Source organism: Paenibacillus chitinolyticus NBRC 15660 (assembly GCF_000739915.1).
In the GTDB taxonomy this organism is placed as follows: domain Bacteria; phylum Bacillota; class Bacilli; order Paenibacillales; family NBRC-103111; genus Paenibacillus_F; species Paenibacillus_F chitinolyticus.
Genome location: NZ_BBJT01000019.1, coordinates 26,589 through 40,492 on the forward strand (window position 1 = coordinate 26,589; position 13,904 = coordinate 40,492).

Annotated in this window: 16 protein-coding genes and 1 riboswitch; of the genes, 6 read left to right on the plus strand and 10 right to left on the minus strand. The window is 52.8% G+C overall.

Features of this window, described 5'->3' with window-relative positions; all coding sequences use genetic code 11:
* Positions 1-70: 70 nt before the first annotated feature.
* The 3 genes from PCH01S_RS31550 to PCH01S_RS27150 all read right to left on the minus strand — a co-directional run bounded on the left by PCH01S_RS31550 (position 71) and on the right by PCH01S_RS27150 (position 1,730).
* Entirely contained in the window at positions 71-409 is a 339-nt protein-coding gene (locus PCH01S_RS31550; RefSeq protein ID WP_241688926.1) for a hypothetical protein, read from the minus strand.
* Between the two features lie 172 nt (positions 410-581).
* Positions 582-1,007 carry a hypothetical protein gene (locus PCH01S_RS27145; protein WP_042235170.1) on the minus strand — a complete coding sequence of 142 codons (426 nt, stop codon included), beginning with the start codon at positions 1,005-1,007 and terminating at the stop codon, positions 582-584.
* Positions 1,008-1,190: 183 nt separating this feature from the next.
* Positions 1,191-1,730, minus strand: coding sequence for a GNAT family N-acetyltransferase (locus tag PCH01S_RS27150; protein WP_241688757.1), 540 nt, complete (start codon positions 1,728-1,730; stop codon positions 1,191-1,193).
* A gap of 284 nt (positions 1,731-2,014) precedes the next feature.
* On the opposite strand from PCH01S_RS27150, the gene PCH01S_RS27155 reads away from it, so the two are divergent.
* From PCH01S_RS27155 to PCH01S_RS27170, 4 genes are all read left to right on the plus strand, one after another.
* On the plus strand, positions 2,015-2,446 hold the full coding sequence (locus tag PCH01S_RS27155) for a MarR family winged helix-turn-helix transcriptional regulator (protein ID WP_042235174.1): 432 nt from the start codon (positions 2,015-2,017) through the stop codon (positions 2,444-2,446).
* A gap of 69 nt (positions 2,447-2,515) precedes the next feature.
* Complete coding sequence (locus PCH01S_RS27160; RefSeq protein ID WP_042235176.1) at positions 2,516-3,064, plus strand: NADPH-dependent FMN reductase; 549 nt, start codon at positions 2,516-2,518, stop codon at positions 3,062-3,064.
* A 182-nt stretch (positions 3,065-3,246) separates the two neighbouring features.
* Complete coding sequence (locus tag PCH01S_RS27165; protein ID WP_042235178.1) at positions 3,247-3,864, plus strand: ArsR/SmtB family transcription factor; 618 nt, start codon at positions 3,247-3,249, stop codon at positions 3,862-3,864.
* Positions 3,857-5,122, plus strand: a complete 1,266-nt coding sequence (locus PCH01S_RS27170; protein WP_042235179.1) for an MFS transporter — start codon at positions 3,857-3,859, stop codon at positions 5,120-5,122. Before PCH01S_RS27165 ends, PCH01S_RS27170 begins: the two co-directional genes overlap by 8 nt.
* 100 nt (positions 5,123-5,222) lie before the next feature.
* Here PCH01S_RS27170 and PCH01S_RS27175 read toward each other — a convergent pair whose 3' ends face one another.
* Positions 5,223-6,035 carry a helix-turn-helix domain-containing protein gene (locus PCH01S_RS27175; protein ID WP_042235181.1) on the minus strand — a complete coding sequence of 271 codons (813 nt, stop codon included), beginning with the start codon at positions 6,033-6,035 and terminating at the stop codon, positions 5,223-5,225.
* Positions 6,036-6,180: 145 nt separating this feature from the next.
* Between PCH01S_RS27175 and PCH01S_RS27180 the strand changes: the two genes are divergently transcribed.
* The gene (locus PCH01S_RS27180) at positions 6,181-6,630 is read left to right on the plus strand and encodes an SRPBCC domain-containing protein (protein ID WP_042235183.1); all 450 of its coding nucleotides are present in this window, start codon (positions 6,181-6,183) and stop codon (positions 6,628-6,630) included.
* A 206-nt stretch (positions 6,631-6,836) separates the two neighbouring features.
* Here PCH01S_RS27180 and PCH01S_RS27185 read toward each other — a convergent pair whose 3' ends face one another.
* The 6 genes from PCH01S_RS27185 to PCH01S_RS27210 all read right to left on the minus strand — a co-directional run bounded on the left by PCH01S_RS27185 (position 6,837) and on the right by PCH01S_RS27210 (position 13,086).
* Entirely contained in the window at positions 6,837-7,058 is a 222-nt protein-coding gene (locus tag PCH01S_RS27185) for a DUF1540 domain-containing protein (protein WP_009671636.1), read from the minus strand.
* Between the two features lie 41 nt (positions 7,059-7,099).
* On the minus strand, positions 7,100-8,491 hold the full coding sequence (locus tag PCH01S_RS27190; protein WP_042235228.1) for a cryptochrome/photolyase family protein: 1,392 nt from the start codon (positions 8,489-8,491) through the stop codon (positions 7,100-7,102).
* 150 nt (positions 8,492-8,641) lie between these two features.
* Positions 8,642-9,106, minus strand: coding sequence for a C40 family peptidase (locus tag PCH01S_RS27195; RefSeq protein WP_009671580.1), 465 nt, complete (start codon positions 9,104-9,106; stop codon positions 8,642-8,644).
* Between the two features lie 3 nt (positions 9,107-9,109).
* A riboswitch (cyclic di-AMP (ydaO/yuaA leader) is annotated at positions 9,110-9,254 on the minus strand.
* A 178-nt stretch (positions 9,255-9,432) separates the two neighbouring features.
* Entirely contained in the window at positions 9,433-10,023 is a 591-nt protein-coding gene (locus tag PCH01S_RS27200) for a SurA N-terminal domain-containing protein (protein WP_009671606.1), read from the minus strand.
* A 204-nt stretch (positions 10,024-10,227) separates the two neighbouring features.
* Positions 10,228-11,049 carry a hypothetical protein gene (locus tag PCH01S_RS27205; RefSeq protein WP_042235186.1) on the minus strand — a complete coding sequence of 274 codons (822 nt, stop codon included), beginning with the start codon at positions 11,047-11,049 and terminating at the stop codon, positions 10,228-10,230.
* A gap of 9 nt (positions 11,050-11,058) precedes the next feature.
* Complete coding sequence (locus PCH01S_RS27210; protein ID WP_241688756.1) at positions 11,059-13,086, minus strand: M1 family metallopeptidase; 2,028 nt, start codon at positions 13,084-13,086, stop codon at positions 11,059-11,061.
* A 118-nt stretch (positions 13,087-13,204) separates the two neighbouring features.
* Between PCH01S_RS27210 and PCH01S_RS27215 the strand changes: the two genes are divergently transcribed.
* Positions 13,205-13,711 carry a YwhD family protein gene (locus tag PCH01S_RS27215; RefSeq protein ID WP_042235230.1) on the plus strand — a complete coding sequence of 169 codons (507 nt, stop codon included), beginning with the start codon at positions 13,205-13,207 and terminating at the stop codon, positions 13,709-13,711.
* Positions 13,712-13,904: the final 193 nt, after the last annotated feature.

Genomic DNA, 13,904 nt, shown 5'->3' on the forward strand with positions numbered 1-13,904 from the left:
AAAACAACAAGCCAGGCTGCTGATCGAAGACGATTCGTTCAGTGCCTGGCCGCTGCCGTAGGTGATGAAGTCACCCGCGCCGAAGATGCCCGGCTGGCTCGTCCGCATTTTCGCATCGACGATGATTCCGTACTCTGCACGTTCCAGTCCCCAATTTCACGAGGTTTCCGGAATCACGATCATATCCGTGACTTACGACGACTTCATCGACTTCAGTCACATCCGACGCCCCGGTTCCCGCATGAGCAAGCATGACCCGTTCGATTCGATCAGCGGTGCCATGCAGGCTGGAGATGGTATATGGCGTCATGACTTTGGCAAAAGATCGCATCTGTGCAACTGGCTGCTCATGGGCGGTAAATTCGGACCGTCTGTGAACGACGATAACTTCTCGCGCCAGCTTTTCCATCTCGTTAGCCCAATCCACGGCAGAATCCCCTCCGCCGAAGGGCTAGTACTAGAGCAAAGCAGCCCACCCTCTGATAAGGAACGAGCTGCTTTTACTTTTTCATCTACACCATTCTCCAAAACGAGACATTTGCAGGTCTCTCTATTCAGGTGCTGAAAAATGCAAATGGGTTTTATGTTCTCGTTTTAACGGCAAGCCCACTGAACGATATAGGCCCGACAACATCTGCTCTTGTATTTGCAGTACGGTTTTCTGCTGTGACTGTATAAACATGGGTGCCCGTTTTTACATTTCTATCTTCCGCCTGGAACGTAACTGCATAATTTTGCTCAGAACCAATAGATTCGATACCTTGTTGTGTGTTGAAAATCTCTTTTCCATCGCGGAAGATTCTAAATAATATTTGGGCAATGCCCGTGACACCTCGAACACCGACGGTTGCTACCAAATCTACCCGATTAGGTTGAGAATTCCTTGGAATAACTATAGTGATTGTTGCAAGACGAGATCTTGCCGGTGAACGTCGGATTGTAAATGAGTTTGCTAAGTTGAATCTGCGGAGCGGCTGAACGGCAGCTTTATCGAGAATACGTACCAAAATATCAACTCCTCTTGATTGATATCTGTAATATATTCTGGGCAAGCGGAGAAAGATTGGGCAATTCTTTAATCTGCTTTGATTTGAGGCAAATACACTCACAACCCAAGCGCAGCCCGCCGGGTCTCGGGGGAAAATAAAAAGGAGCCGCAAATCTTGCGGCTCTTAAGTCTCGAACGTTCATCATCTTGCTTTCGAAAGGGTCAATTCCCGTATAATTTCGATGCCGTCCCGGCCTACTTCTTCGAAACCTAACGAAGCATATAAACGGGAAGCCCGTTCGTTTTCGGCCCGATGCCCGAGTACGATTTTGTCGCAGCCGTGCTTGTCGTGGATATAACGTACCAGCTCCTCCATGCCGGATCGGCCCAATCCTTTATGCTGGAACTTGTGATCGATCATATAGGCCATGATCCAGTAGCTTCCATCGTCAGGGTCGACGGCGTAGACCGCAAATCCGATTAATTCTTCACCGGTATACACGGCCAAAGGAGTAAATCCGCAATAAGCCGACTCCGCAAGCCAATACACAGCCGGAACAGGAAATACGTTCTTTTGCTCGTCCGAAACTTCAAGCTTGGTGCATTCATACCAGTTGTTCTCATCAATAGGTTTGAGTTCGACGGTTGGCTGGTACCGTTCATTTTCATCTATTTCCTCACTTGTTCCCGTCAGCTGATCTGTAGGCCGATCATCCCATTCCGGTGAGCCAAAGCGATTCATATACTCGTCACTGTTTGGGCTCTTTGTGTTTTTGCCCCTATTCAAACAACATCACTCCTTCAAATCGATAGTGGGGATTTGAAGCTGTTAAGTGTGCGGATGATCTGCTCCCCCAGAAACCATCGTCGAACAATTTTTCTCCAGTATCAAGGTTGAGTTTAGACTTATTCAATTTATCCGAAACCAATCTGCAACAATCCCGCTTCCCTTGACATTCCTCCAAACTTTTAAGATAATAAAAATGATATTGTTGTTATATCAACTAATATGAACAGGGTGAACGAATGGAACGGGACATGGAAGAGCATATCGGTTTGATGATCCATATGGCGGATTTGGAGATTACCAGCTACTTGAAGAAATGGCTGGCTCCCATACAGCTTGCTCCGGAACAGCATCTGGTGATTGCGCTCTTACTGAGGCAGGAGGGCTTGTCGCAGAACGAGATCGCGGAACGCCTTAGCAAAGACAAATCCGGCATTACGCGAATGCTTGCCAGTCTGGAGAACAAGGGCTTTATACGCCGTACCCCCAGCGCCGGCGACCGCCGCTCGGTTGAAGTGTATTTGACCGATGAGGGACGGGCGCTAAAAGCAACCGTGGAAGAGATCAGCAGCCATATGAGACAGCATCTCAGAGCAGGCTTTACGGCTGAAGAGGCGGCCGAGCTGAAGAGGCTTCTTACAAAGGTCCGCGAGAATGTGCGTAAGCGGTAGCCCGCCGCTCGCTCTTGTTTATCATTTGGTTGATATAGCAACTAAAACTACACATCGGAGGGTTTGCTTATGAAAATCGCAGCAGTTATCGGAAGCAACCGCAAAAATTCATATAACCTGAAGCTTGCGGAATATGTGCAGAAGACTTTTAAAGATCGGCTCGACGTGGAAATCGTCCGCGTAAACGATCTGCCGTTTTACAACGAAGATATCGAGCTGACTCCGGACCAGTCGGTGCTGGATTTCCGCGGCAAAATTGCAGGCGCCGACGCCGTGCTTTGGGTTACGCCCGAGTATAACTACTCGATCCCCGGCGTGCTGAAAAATGCCCTGGACTGGCTGTCACGCGGGGACCGCGTAATGATCGGCAAGCCATCCTGGATCATGGGCGCTTCGATGGGGCTTCTTGGCACTGTACGGGCGCAAGAGCATTTGCGCGATATTTTGTTCTCGCCGGGAGTTTCTTCCGTGCTTCTTCCCGGCAACGAAGTGTACGTAGGCCTTGTCCATGAAAAAATCGATAAAGACGGCAACCTGCACCACGAGCCTACTATTGAGTTCCTGAATGTGGTCGTGAACAATTTTATTAACTGGCACGGCAAGCTGCACAAAAATTAATCGGTAGCCGGGCGTGTCCCGATCCGAGTCTTGAGAGGCTCCTCTCTAAAAGGCTGCATGAGGTATGCAAAGTACCTCATGCGGCCTTTTCCTTTTACTAAATCTATCTTGACAGGAGTGAAGATTATTTGGTAAGTTTTTGTTGTCAATAAAAACTGACAAGTCAAATGGAGCTGACATGTATGGAAAAACAAAATGACATTATGGTGCTAACGCATCTCGAACAGTTGAAATCATTGAGCGATCCGCTGCGGATTGAAATCTTGTGCCTGCTGGTAGAGGAGGCTCGGTCGGGGCAGCAGCTTTCTCAGCAGATGGGGGAATCGCGATCGAAAGTCCACTACCACCTGCAGGATCTGGAGAAGAACGGCTTGATTCGGCTGGTGGAGGAAAATCGCAAAGGGAACATGACCCAGAAGCTGTATCGGGCCGTGGCGAAAAGCTTTATTCCGTCTACGGAACTGCTATCCTTCCACCATGAATACGGGGAGAGCCGACGGCTGATGACGATATCCACTCTGGACCGGGCCAAGAGCCGTGCCCTGGCGGCCCCGGAGAGCGCCTTCCTGACGGATTCCGAAGATCACAGGAAATGGCACCGCATAGCGAGTCAGACTGAAGTGAACATTCCAAAGGAAAAGTTTAAGAAATGGGTCGCGAAGTATCACGAGCTGATCCAGGAGCTGAACCGGATGGCGGAAGAAGAGGTTTCGGAAGAGGAGATGGAAACTTTTTATCTGATGACGGTAGCATTCCAGATCGACGAGCCGTATTTCAAAGGGGAGAAGGAAGATGAGTAGCTTGGAAGCCCGAATCCAGGCGGAGCGGATGCCCGGTCCGGCATCGTCGCTCTTCCGGGAAAGAGCGTTCGCGATGCTGTGGCTGTCTACGATTTTCTCGGGCCTCGCCCTAAACATGTTCTATTTCGCGGAAGCCTGGTACGTGGTGAACGTCTTGAACATGGAAGCTTCCCTCGGCGTTATTTATATGATCGGGACGCTGCCCCGCGTCTTGTTCATGGTGATCGGGGGCGTGCTGGCGGACCGGATCAGCCCGTCGAAGATCATGTTCGTGTCGACGATAACCAAATCGGCGCTGCTCGCCGTCTTGGTTCTGGTTCTGGTTGAGGGCGGGGGAATCGGACTGGGCGCATTGACCGCTTTCGCGCTGCTGTTCGGCATACTGGACGCGTTCTTTTGGCCCGCTTCGGGTTCGATCGTCCCGTCCATCGTTTCCAAAGAGGGGCTGACGAGGGCCAACTCCATTATCCAGACGACGAATCAGTCCACCTCGATATTCGGGCCGATGATCAGCGGTTTTGTCATCGTCGCTCTCCGGTATGAAGGAATCTTCGGCCTGATTACCGTGCTGCTGGCGCTGGGCGCCCTATTCGCGCTGCTTGTCCGCGTGCGGAAATCCCCATCGCCGGACACGAAAGCGGACCGGATTCCGATGCTGACCAGCGTCAAAGAAGGGATCGGCTACGTCCGTCAGGCGCCCGTGTTGAAGGCGTTTGTGCTGAAGACGCTGTTCTTGAATCTGTTTTTTACCGGTCCCTTTGCCATCGGCATCCCGATTTTCGTCAAACACGTTCTGCAAGGGGAGACACTCGATTTCAGCATGCTGCAATCCTTCCTGGCGGGAGGAATGCTGATCAGCTCGATTGTGCTGGGCTTTCTCAACTTGAAACGCCGAAGAGGCTTGATCAGCGTACTGGCCCAGTTAGGCCTGTCGTTCAGCTTTCTCGCGTTGAGCATGGCCGTCACACTGTGGACTGGAGCCGTGTTCGCCGCCTGTATGGGAATCTCGATGGGAATCTCAAACATCTGCGCCATTTCCGTGATCCAGAATCATACCGACAAAGCGTATATCGGTCGTGTGATGAGTATTCAGACGATGTCTTCCATGGGACTTACGCCAATTTCATACGGTTTGACTTCACTGCTTCTCAGCGTTGGCGTGGGAATACAGAACATTGTAATGGGCGGCGCTCTTATCCTGCTTGCCTTTACCTTCTGGCTGATCGTTAAAATCCCGTCTTTGCGGAAAGCGGACTAAAGACTAATTTCACAAAGCGGCCTCACTGAATTGCAGCGTGCTTCCAAGCGCTAAATCGGCGGGCCGTTCCGTTTTTTTAGGGGACTCTGGTTCTGCCGATCTAACCTTGTTTACTGCGCACGTACTCCTCCGGTGATTTGCCGATAACCGTTTTGAAATCTTTAATCAGATGAGCCTGGTCGTAATAGCCCAGATCTACCGCGAGCTTCGACCAGTCCGGCGATTCTCCCGCATCCGCCGATACGGCCGCATCCTGGAGCCGGTATCTCTTGATAACCCATTTCGGACTGACGCCGACATATTGGCTGAACATCCGCTGCATCGTTCTGACGGAGATGCCGAACTTGACCCCGACGTCCTCGACCCGGTTGATTTCCCTGTGTTCCGCAATGTAGTCGATAACCGAGTTGACGGTTTCGATTTGCTTGTCTTTTGACGGCCGTTCTTTTTTGAAAAAATCATCCACATAACGGACTTTCGTGTCTTCATCGGAATGAGAGAACAGAGCGTCATCCAGCGGAAGGCTGCTTATGCCGAAAACCTTCCGGAAAGCCAAGCTGCGGTTGACCAGCTCCGAAGCCGGCTGCCGGTAAAACGGATAAAACCCGCCTGGCCGGAACAAAACGCCGAATACTTCTCCTTTGCCCTCAAGAAGCTGCGACATTTTCCCTGTATTCGTTCCGTAGACCCGCGTGTTGTCTTTTTCGAAAACCAGATTAAAGCAGGGAGGCTGGAGCACCTCCTGGGTATGAGAAGGAAGTCCTCTCAAGTCCCAATGAATCAGCCAGTAATGCCGGATAAAAAAGGCCAGCTCCGGAGCCGGCAATCGTCGGGAAATGGTGAACCTTTGACGGCCTTCCTCGTAATTTAAAATGCCTTTGTTGACGACGGCCGGATTCTCTTCGGGTTTCATGCGGAGCCGCCTCCGTTCCAGATGAAGTCTCAGGGGAGATGACGCTTTTTTACAATCGGTTTGCGCCGTGGTCCTGTAATGTTGATGGTAGCAAAACGGCCAAGCTATCTCAAGACGCCGACACTAGGTTAGGGAGGAAAATTCAATGGATCTCAGTTATCATTTTTATATCGACGGCAGCCCGGAGCAGGTCTGGGAGGTTTTCGTGACGCCGGAAAAAACCCGTAAAATCTTTTTCGACTGTGTGATCGATTCTTCTTATGTCCCCGGTGAATCTATCCGGTTCATCGGACCCGGCAATGACGGCGAGCAGACCGTTCATATCTACGGAGAAGTGCTGGAATACGAGCCGAACCGTATCCTTAGTTACATTGAACACCCCGGTCCTACGTACTATCCGAATCATGCGGATATCACTACGCGTGTAACCATTAAGCTGGAGCCGTTCGCCGGCTGCACCAAGCTGACTCTGATCAACGATCAGTGGGTCGATAATCATCCTTCCTACGAAAAAGCGGACCCCGCATGGTGGATGCTGCTGAGCGCCATAAAAACATTCGTGGAAACCGGAAAGAAGCTGGATCTCGGCTGGTAAGGGGTAAAAGGGCGGAAGCCATACGAAATATGGCTGCAGAAGTAGGCGGAGCGTTTCGGCATGAAAAAAGCCGGACAGAATGGAGACTGTCCGGTCTTTAACCCGCCGCTGATCTCAGCGGGATTATTTTGTAAGCCGACAACAGGGGAGCGATAAGGTTCCTCTGCTGTCGGCATTTTCATTTTCTAATGAAAAGTTCGATTGAATTAGTGATGATGACGTTCCTCGAAAGTTTGACAGCAGGTGTCGGTGATGCCCTCGGCGGAATCCTGATGTCCGGAATCGTAAGGCAGACCGTCCCGCTCCTGCGGTTGCGGCTTGTTCGAATGAGCGTTTACTTCGATCATAATAACTTCCGCGCTGCAGTTATTGCCCTGCTCCCAGTATTCGCAGTTGGCAATGCTGCATTTCACCATTGGATTTTCCATGTTTATCACCTCGTACTTCTATTTACCCGAAGAACGAAGCTTTAAACAGGGGGAAAGCCGTCGGGTGAAAATCCGGCGGGGCCCGCACCGGCGTCAGGTTTAGCCTCCGCCAGCATGTGCTTGTAAATCTCGATCGCTGCGGCGCGTGAGCTCTTCAGATCGACAATCGCGTCAGCCTGCGGTTTGTGAATCTCCTTATCGCCCAGATGAGCGAGATGGGGAAGCCACCGCCGGATATACATACCCGTCGGATCATGCGTCTCCGACTGGGTGACGGGGTTCATGACGCGGAAGTACGGAGACGCGTCGAAGCCGAGCGAAGCGCTCCACAGCCAGCCGCCCCGGTTGAGCACGTTGTCGTAATCGGCGAGCTTGCGCCGGAAATACCGTTCACCCAGCGTGAAGGGACACCGCAGGTTCTTGGTCAAGAACATGGCCGTCACCATCCGCAGCCGGTTCGGCATGTGCCCCGTGGCGTTCAGCTCCGCCATGGCCGCATCCACGACCGGAATGCCGGTCTGCCCCCGGCACCACCGCTCGAAGAGCGTGTCCTCCAGGCCGGAGAAATCGAATTTCTTCTCGTAGACGAAGAAATCCGGGTTATAGACGGCCTGGTACAGGTAGAAGTCGCGCCACGCCAGCTGGCGCGTCCAGGCTTCGTGCCGCTCGCTGCCGAGAGCGGCTTCATACGCCCGGCGCACGGAGAGCGCGCCGGTGTTCAGGTGGCGGCTGATCCCGCTGGTCGTCTCGAAGGCGTACCGGTCCCTTTGCGCTTCATAAGCGCGGAGGCCTCCTTCGAGAAAGTCGCTCAGAGTCTGAGCGGGATCAGGCGCCGTGCCCGCCGCTTCCGGGTCCAGCGGAAGCGGGAACCGGGCGGACCAGGCTTCGCGGTCCGGCAGCGGCCGTGTCTGCAAATCGCGCACGGTGACGGCCGACGACGGCCGGAAAAAAAGGTGCATGTAAGCGTTCCATTTTTTATAAAAAGGGGTAAATACCTGGTAAGGGGTGCGGCGCTCCGCGAAATGCTGGAAATCCCCGAAATCGGCGAGAGTGTGGTCGATCAGCGTAGTAACCGGAACGCCTCGCGCAGAAGCTGAAACCTTCAGTTTGCGGTCGCGTACTAATGCGTAGGGCGTAATGTCGCCGTTCAGGACGATTTCTTCAATCGGAAGCGCGTCCAGCAGTTGATCGACCACGACATGAGGCTCACCGGCAAGCACTTCCAGATGAGCGCCCGCTTTCCGGTATTCGCGGATAAGCCTGGAAACGTGACGGAGGAAGTTGATTCCGCTGTGTTCCCGGTCCCGGCCGTCGCGCAGCAGGAAAGGGTCCAGTATCAGGACATGCAGGCTTGGACGCCCCAAGCTGTGAATGTAATCAAACGCAGTCAGGTCGTCAATCCGCAGATCTTTGCGATGGATAAAAAGGATCATAATGAAGGGACGCTCCTTGCTTTTTCGTCTAACTTCAATAGTAACAGGAAATCCGGCGTAAATGAAAAGAAGCCCGGCAAGCCAGGCGGCAACCTGGATTACGGGGCTCCCTTTCGGGTATATGCTGCGTTCCATTACGAGTGCGTCTTACTAGTCTGCAGTGATCTTGTTAAAAAGGTCATCGCCGATAACGCGGCGTGCAGAAACGTATCGTTTCGCATAGTAAGATTCGCTCAAGTCACTCTTTGTAACACCTTTGTTCGTGGCGGAGTGGGCGAACTTGTTGTTCCCGATGTAAATACCTACATGGGAGATGCCTTTTCCGTCGGTGTTAAAAAATACAAGGTCACCCGGTCTCAGATCGCTTTTCGCAACCGAGGATCCTTGGCCGTTCTGTGCTTTTGAAGTGCGTGCCAGATCAATGCCGAACCGGTCAAATACGTAGGACGTGAAACCCGAGCAATCAAAACCGCTGGTCGATGTGCCCGAATACTTGTAAGGCGTCCCTACCAATCCGTCAATCGTGGAGCTGAGCGTCGACTTCGCGGAAGCGCTGCCGATTTCCACACTCAAAAACAGGGTCAAGCTCAAAACAAACAACAAGACTTTCTTCAACTGTGTTGCTCCTTCCTGTGCCTACGAGGTTAGCTGGAGGGTTCGGTAGAAGGTCCCCTATGATCCCTGTGTTGCAAGATCAATTCACCCAGAGTGGATCCCCCGCTCTCTTCCTTTTGTCTGAGAAGAAATTCGGCAATCTTTTTCTGTTCCGACACTAAATATTCGCCATAGGTCCAGAAATTCCTTCCAAAAAACTAAAAATAGTTACAAAAAAGTTTCAAAAGCAGTTATTTAGTCGGATTTCAGGGAAAAAAGTAGATCAAAAAACCCGCCTTCTTGTATAAAAAGGGCGGGTTTTCCATGTCTTTCAGCTTAGAGCCGAGCTAAGTCTTCGGCTGGTCCGGAAACTTTACGCGCAGCCCCGGCTTCGTTTCGGCGAGCAGTTTTTCCTGCAGGGCGTTGAGATCTTCCTGCGTTTTCAGCTCGCCTTTTTTGACGAGGTACTCGATTGTCTTTTGCTGGAGGAGATATTTGGCGTACTGGTTGACGGTTTTAGGATCGGTCCAGTAGGTTGCCTCGGTCAAGCCGGCGCTTTTGTAAAGCATCTCCTTCAACTGAGCCGCTTCGGGACCGGCCGCTTCCAGCGCTTTGCGCTGCTGGTCGATAGCCTGCTTCACTTCGGCTTCCTTGACTTTGACTCCGCGCTTCTGGCCGTAACGGACGAAGAGCTCGTCCTTAAGCATCAGATCGAGAAGCTGATCGTTGGTCAAATTGTTTTGAGCGCCCTGCATCTGAAAGGCCAGATCGACTTCGGCTTTCATTTTGTCGAATGCCTGGTTGGAGATGCGGACGTCGTGACCGATCGCCACAACCTCTTTGGCTTTAACGTCGGACTGTCCGTAAAAGAACGACCCGGCGGCGACGCAAAGGCCAATTACTGCCGCCACGACGGTGCTTGTCCGTGGGGATATCATCGGTAATGCCTCCTTTTATCTTCTATCTTTCCATGATAGCTGAAAAAAACGCAAATGGAAACTAAAAACCCCCTGGCCAGTGAACGGCAGGGGGAGACGGATATCGCGCCGGAACAATCCGGAAAGAGGACGGTTAAGAAGGGGAGGGGCGAATGTGACTCGTTTGTCTTGCCGCCCGGCTTACGGGCAGAGAAACAAGCTTTTCTAGATGCGATAGCTTTCCCAGATTTCGCGCTGAGCGGCGATGGACCACATTTTGACAAAGGTGCGCACCAAAGGGTAGATCTGGTGGATAATGAGCGCCGTCAGGCCTGCCCATATATAGGAGGCATAAGTCGCCGCGACGGCAAGAAGGAAGCCGAGCAGGACGAGCAGGAGGGCATTGCCCGTGATCCGCAAGCCTTGGCGGAACACGACCGGAAGCACCGCGAGAAGTCCCCGTCGATCCTCGGAGGCCCGGCCGAACTGCAGGAACAGGAACAGGAGCTGAATAAGCAGGGCGTACACGGCATAGAGAGCCGCCCAGGGAAGCGCGGACAGAAGAAGCGGCTCGAAGCTGTAGGCTTTATTGAACAAAGCAAGCGCTTTGGGAGCCAGCCAGTAGAGCGGCGCAAGCATAAGGACCGTTTGAAGGAGATAATAGAGGAAGAAGGGCAGCAGTAGCTCGCGGATTCCTTTCATAAATCGGTAGCCCGCATTCATCTGCCGGTGTTCCAGAGAGTACAGCACGCCGGCGTTCAGCATGGGACTGATCAGCATCCGGACGGCCAGCAGGATGAGAAGCCATTCGAGATACGGCTGGATGAGATCCGTTTTTACAAGTCGGAACTGGCTTTCCGCCAAGAACAAATGAACGGCGCTCTGAGGTTGATCGCTGCCGGGATAACGGTGGAGCAGAGGGACGATAATGGATTGGACCCATTTATAAAGCAGAATCCCCCAGGCAAACTGGTACACATACAGCACGCAAACGGCGAACGGCTGCTTGAGGGCGGCCGTCAAGCCTTGTCGTAGATAGCGGAGCATCTCATCACCTCACCAGGCTACAGTATCGAACAGCGTTTCCAGCAGTTTGACGACGCCGAGGGTCCAGCGGATTCTCCACGTGGTGTCGACTTCGGTTTTCATATAGTTGTTGATATGCCGGTTTTCGAGCTTCATGGTGTATTTGGGATCCAGGGAAACCCAATCCACCGGCGATTTATGGGTCAGCTTGTACTCGATCTGCTCGCCCTGTCCGTCCCAGACCTTCTCTGTCGTCGAACCGTCGGCAAAATGGAACCGGATCGGCACAGCCGGTACAGTGCCGCCGAACTTGCGGACCAGCACGCTGCTTTCGTACAACGACTGTCCCGACTCGTTCGTCTGGCGGATGCGGATGTTATCGACCGCATAGTCGGTCATCATGCTGCCGTATACATATTGGTCGAAAAACTCCGTCCATTTCGTTTTGGTGATTTCCTCCACGACCGTTTGAAAATCGCGGGTTCCCGGGTGCTTGAATTTCCAACGCTGGAAGTATGTTTTCATGATGCGGTCCATCGTGTTCAGCCCGACCCGGTGCTCGATTTCCTTGAGGACCAGCTTGGCGCGGGTATACACGTTGTCGGCGTACTCGCTGTGGCTGCGGTAACTCCACGCATTTTTCTGCAGCGCGGCCGGAGAGGTGATATAGCTCGCTTCGACCGGAAGGTTGGGTTTCGACCCGTATTCCAGCTCCATCAGCTTATCCTCGGTGTAGGAAGTGAATCCTTCGTCCAGCCAAGCTTCCTCGAACTCATTGGTAGCAACGAGTCCGTACCAGAACTGGTGGCCGATCTCATGGACGACGACCCGCTCAAGGTCCAGATCGGGCGTCCCCTCGGAGGCTCCCCAAGCGGTAACGAGCGTGGGATATTCCATGCCGCCCGCCCCGTTAGCCTCTTCCGGAGGCACGACAATGGATAAGGTCGAGTACGGATACGTACCATACCACTGGGAGTAGCGGCTCAGCGCTTTTTTGGCGGCGATCATATAGCGGGACTTGTACGGTTCATGCTTGGGATCGAGGTACAGCTTGATCTTGACCCCCGGCAAATTGGGAGCGGCATAGGGCTCTTCAAACACCTTGAAGTTAGGCGAAGCGGACCAGGCGAAATCGTGTACGTCATCCGCATAAAACTGATAGGTTTTCTTGCCGGCTTCGACGACCGGATTTTTGGTCGGAAAACCGGTGGCGGCCACGATGTAATCCGCCGGGACTTTCACACGGACATCGAAAATGCCAAAGTCCGCGTAAAACTCCGAATTGCCGTGGTACTGGTGCAGGTTCCATCCTTCCGCGGTCCGTCCCCGGGTGCCGGCAGGCTCGTACACGGCAAGCTTGGGAAACCACTGGCCCGCCATAACGAAATCTTTCGTTATGCCCATGCGGGCGAACACTTGCGGAAGCTTGACCGCAAAATCCGTATGCAGCGTAATGGCGGCTCCTGCGGCGACAGGCTTCGGAAGCGTAATCTTGATCAGCGTCCGGTCGTCGGGGTTTCCGTCATCGGGCTGGACGAACTGCATCGCGGAGCTGAGGTCGGTTTCGTCCTCGGTTTTGATGCTGCGCAGTTCCATATCTCCGAAGCTGCCCTTTTTGGCTTCGTCTCTCCGCAGCTTGCCGCCGGATTCCTTCATAAAAGTCGTCTTTTCCGAAGCGAAGGCATTCGGATAAAGATGCATGTACAGTTCCTGTACAGGCTGACTGCCCGGGTTTTTCCAGGTGACGGTCTGCTGGCCGAGGAGTTTCTGGTTTTCCGGGCTGTATTCCACATTGATGTGATATTCGACGATGCGCTTGCTGAGAGGCTGGTGTACACCTTCTCCTGTCGCCGGCGGCTGACCGATTGAAGAAGAAGGTTCCGCATTCACCGGGGGGACTGGATTCTGAGCGGTTCCGGACAGAACGGCCCGGCTTGTCTGGCCCGTCCTTTCTTCAGGGGAAGAAAGGAGCGAGTTGGCGAGGAAAGCTGCGCCCAGGAACGCGGCGGCTGTGGATACGAGCCAGGCTTTTTTTCGGTTGGCCATCTTTACTTTCATGATTTTCACCCCGTTGACAAGCATCTACAGCATGTATATGTTTGCATTCCGGGGATTATTAGCTAAAATAAATGAAGAAGAGCAGAATTATTTTTCTAGGAAAGCGTAGGTGCCTTTCATGGATTCCCATAAAGAAGAACCGAAGAAAAAACCGGCGGCGCTGAATATCGTCAGCACGAAGGTGAATCACAAAGGATTCGGAGCGGGTTCGATTGATCTGAGCAACGTATCCAGCCTTATCCTCGACGGGGACGAAGCTTATCTCGACATGGGCGCGCTGCACGCGAAGAGCCAGGTGGAGAAGCGGATTAAATTCTCGACGAACAAAGAAGACGTCCCGGACGGACGCCGCTGCTGGATCGTATGGGTGGCCGTGGACCGCTCTCCGGAAGGAACTTCCTACGGCGGAGTGACGGCTTGCGAGATGCTGATCGATACGGAAGCGCGCAAGGGCTGGAAAATCCTAGCCGATCACGTGAACCGGATGGACGCCGCAATGAAGCGCAAGATCATGGTGGAAGGTCTGGATGAAACGGAAAAATCCGCGCTGCGCAAGGCTTTGATCGAACATAACGAGGAATGGTGGAACCACTCTTCCGAGGAGCTTAAACAGGCGCTTGCCTAGCCTCTCATTAAATGTGTACAAATTGTGTCATGGATTGTGAGACCCAGGGGAAGCGGGTATACTAACACTAGTGTATGTTACACTCATATACTAGGACAGCAAAAAGGCAGACTAAGGACGCTTAGTTCTGCCTTTTTGCGTTGGATATAAATAACTGCTCGACCGGTTATTTCCTGTAAAAGGGCTTTCGTCG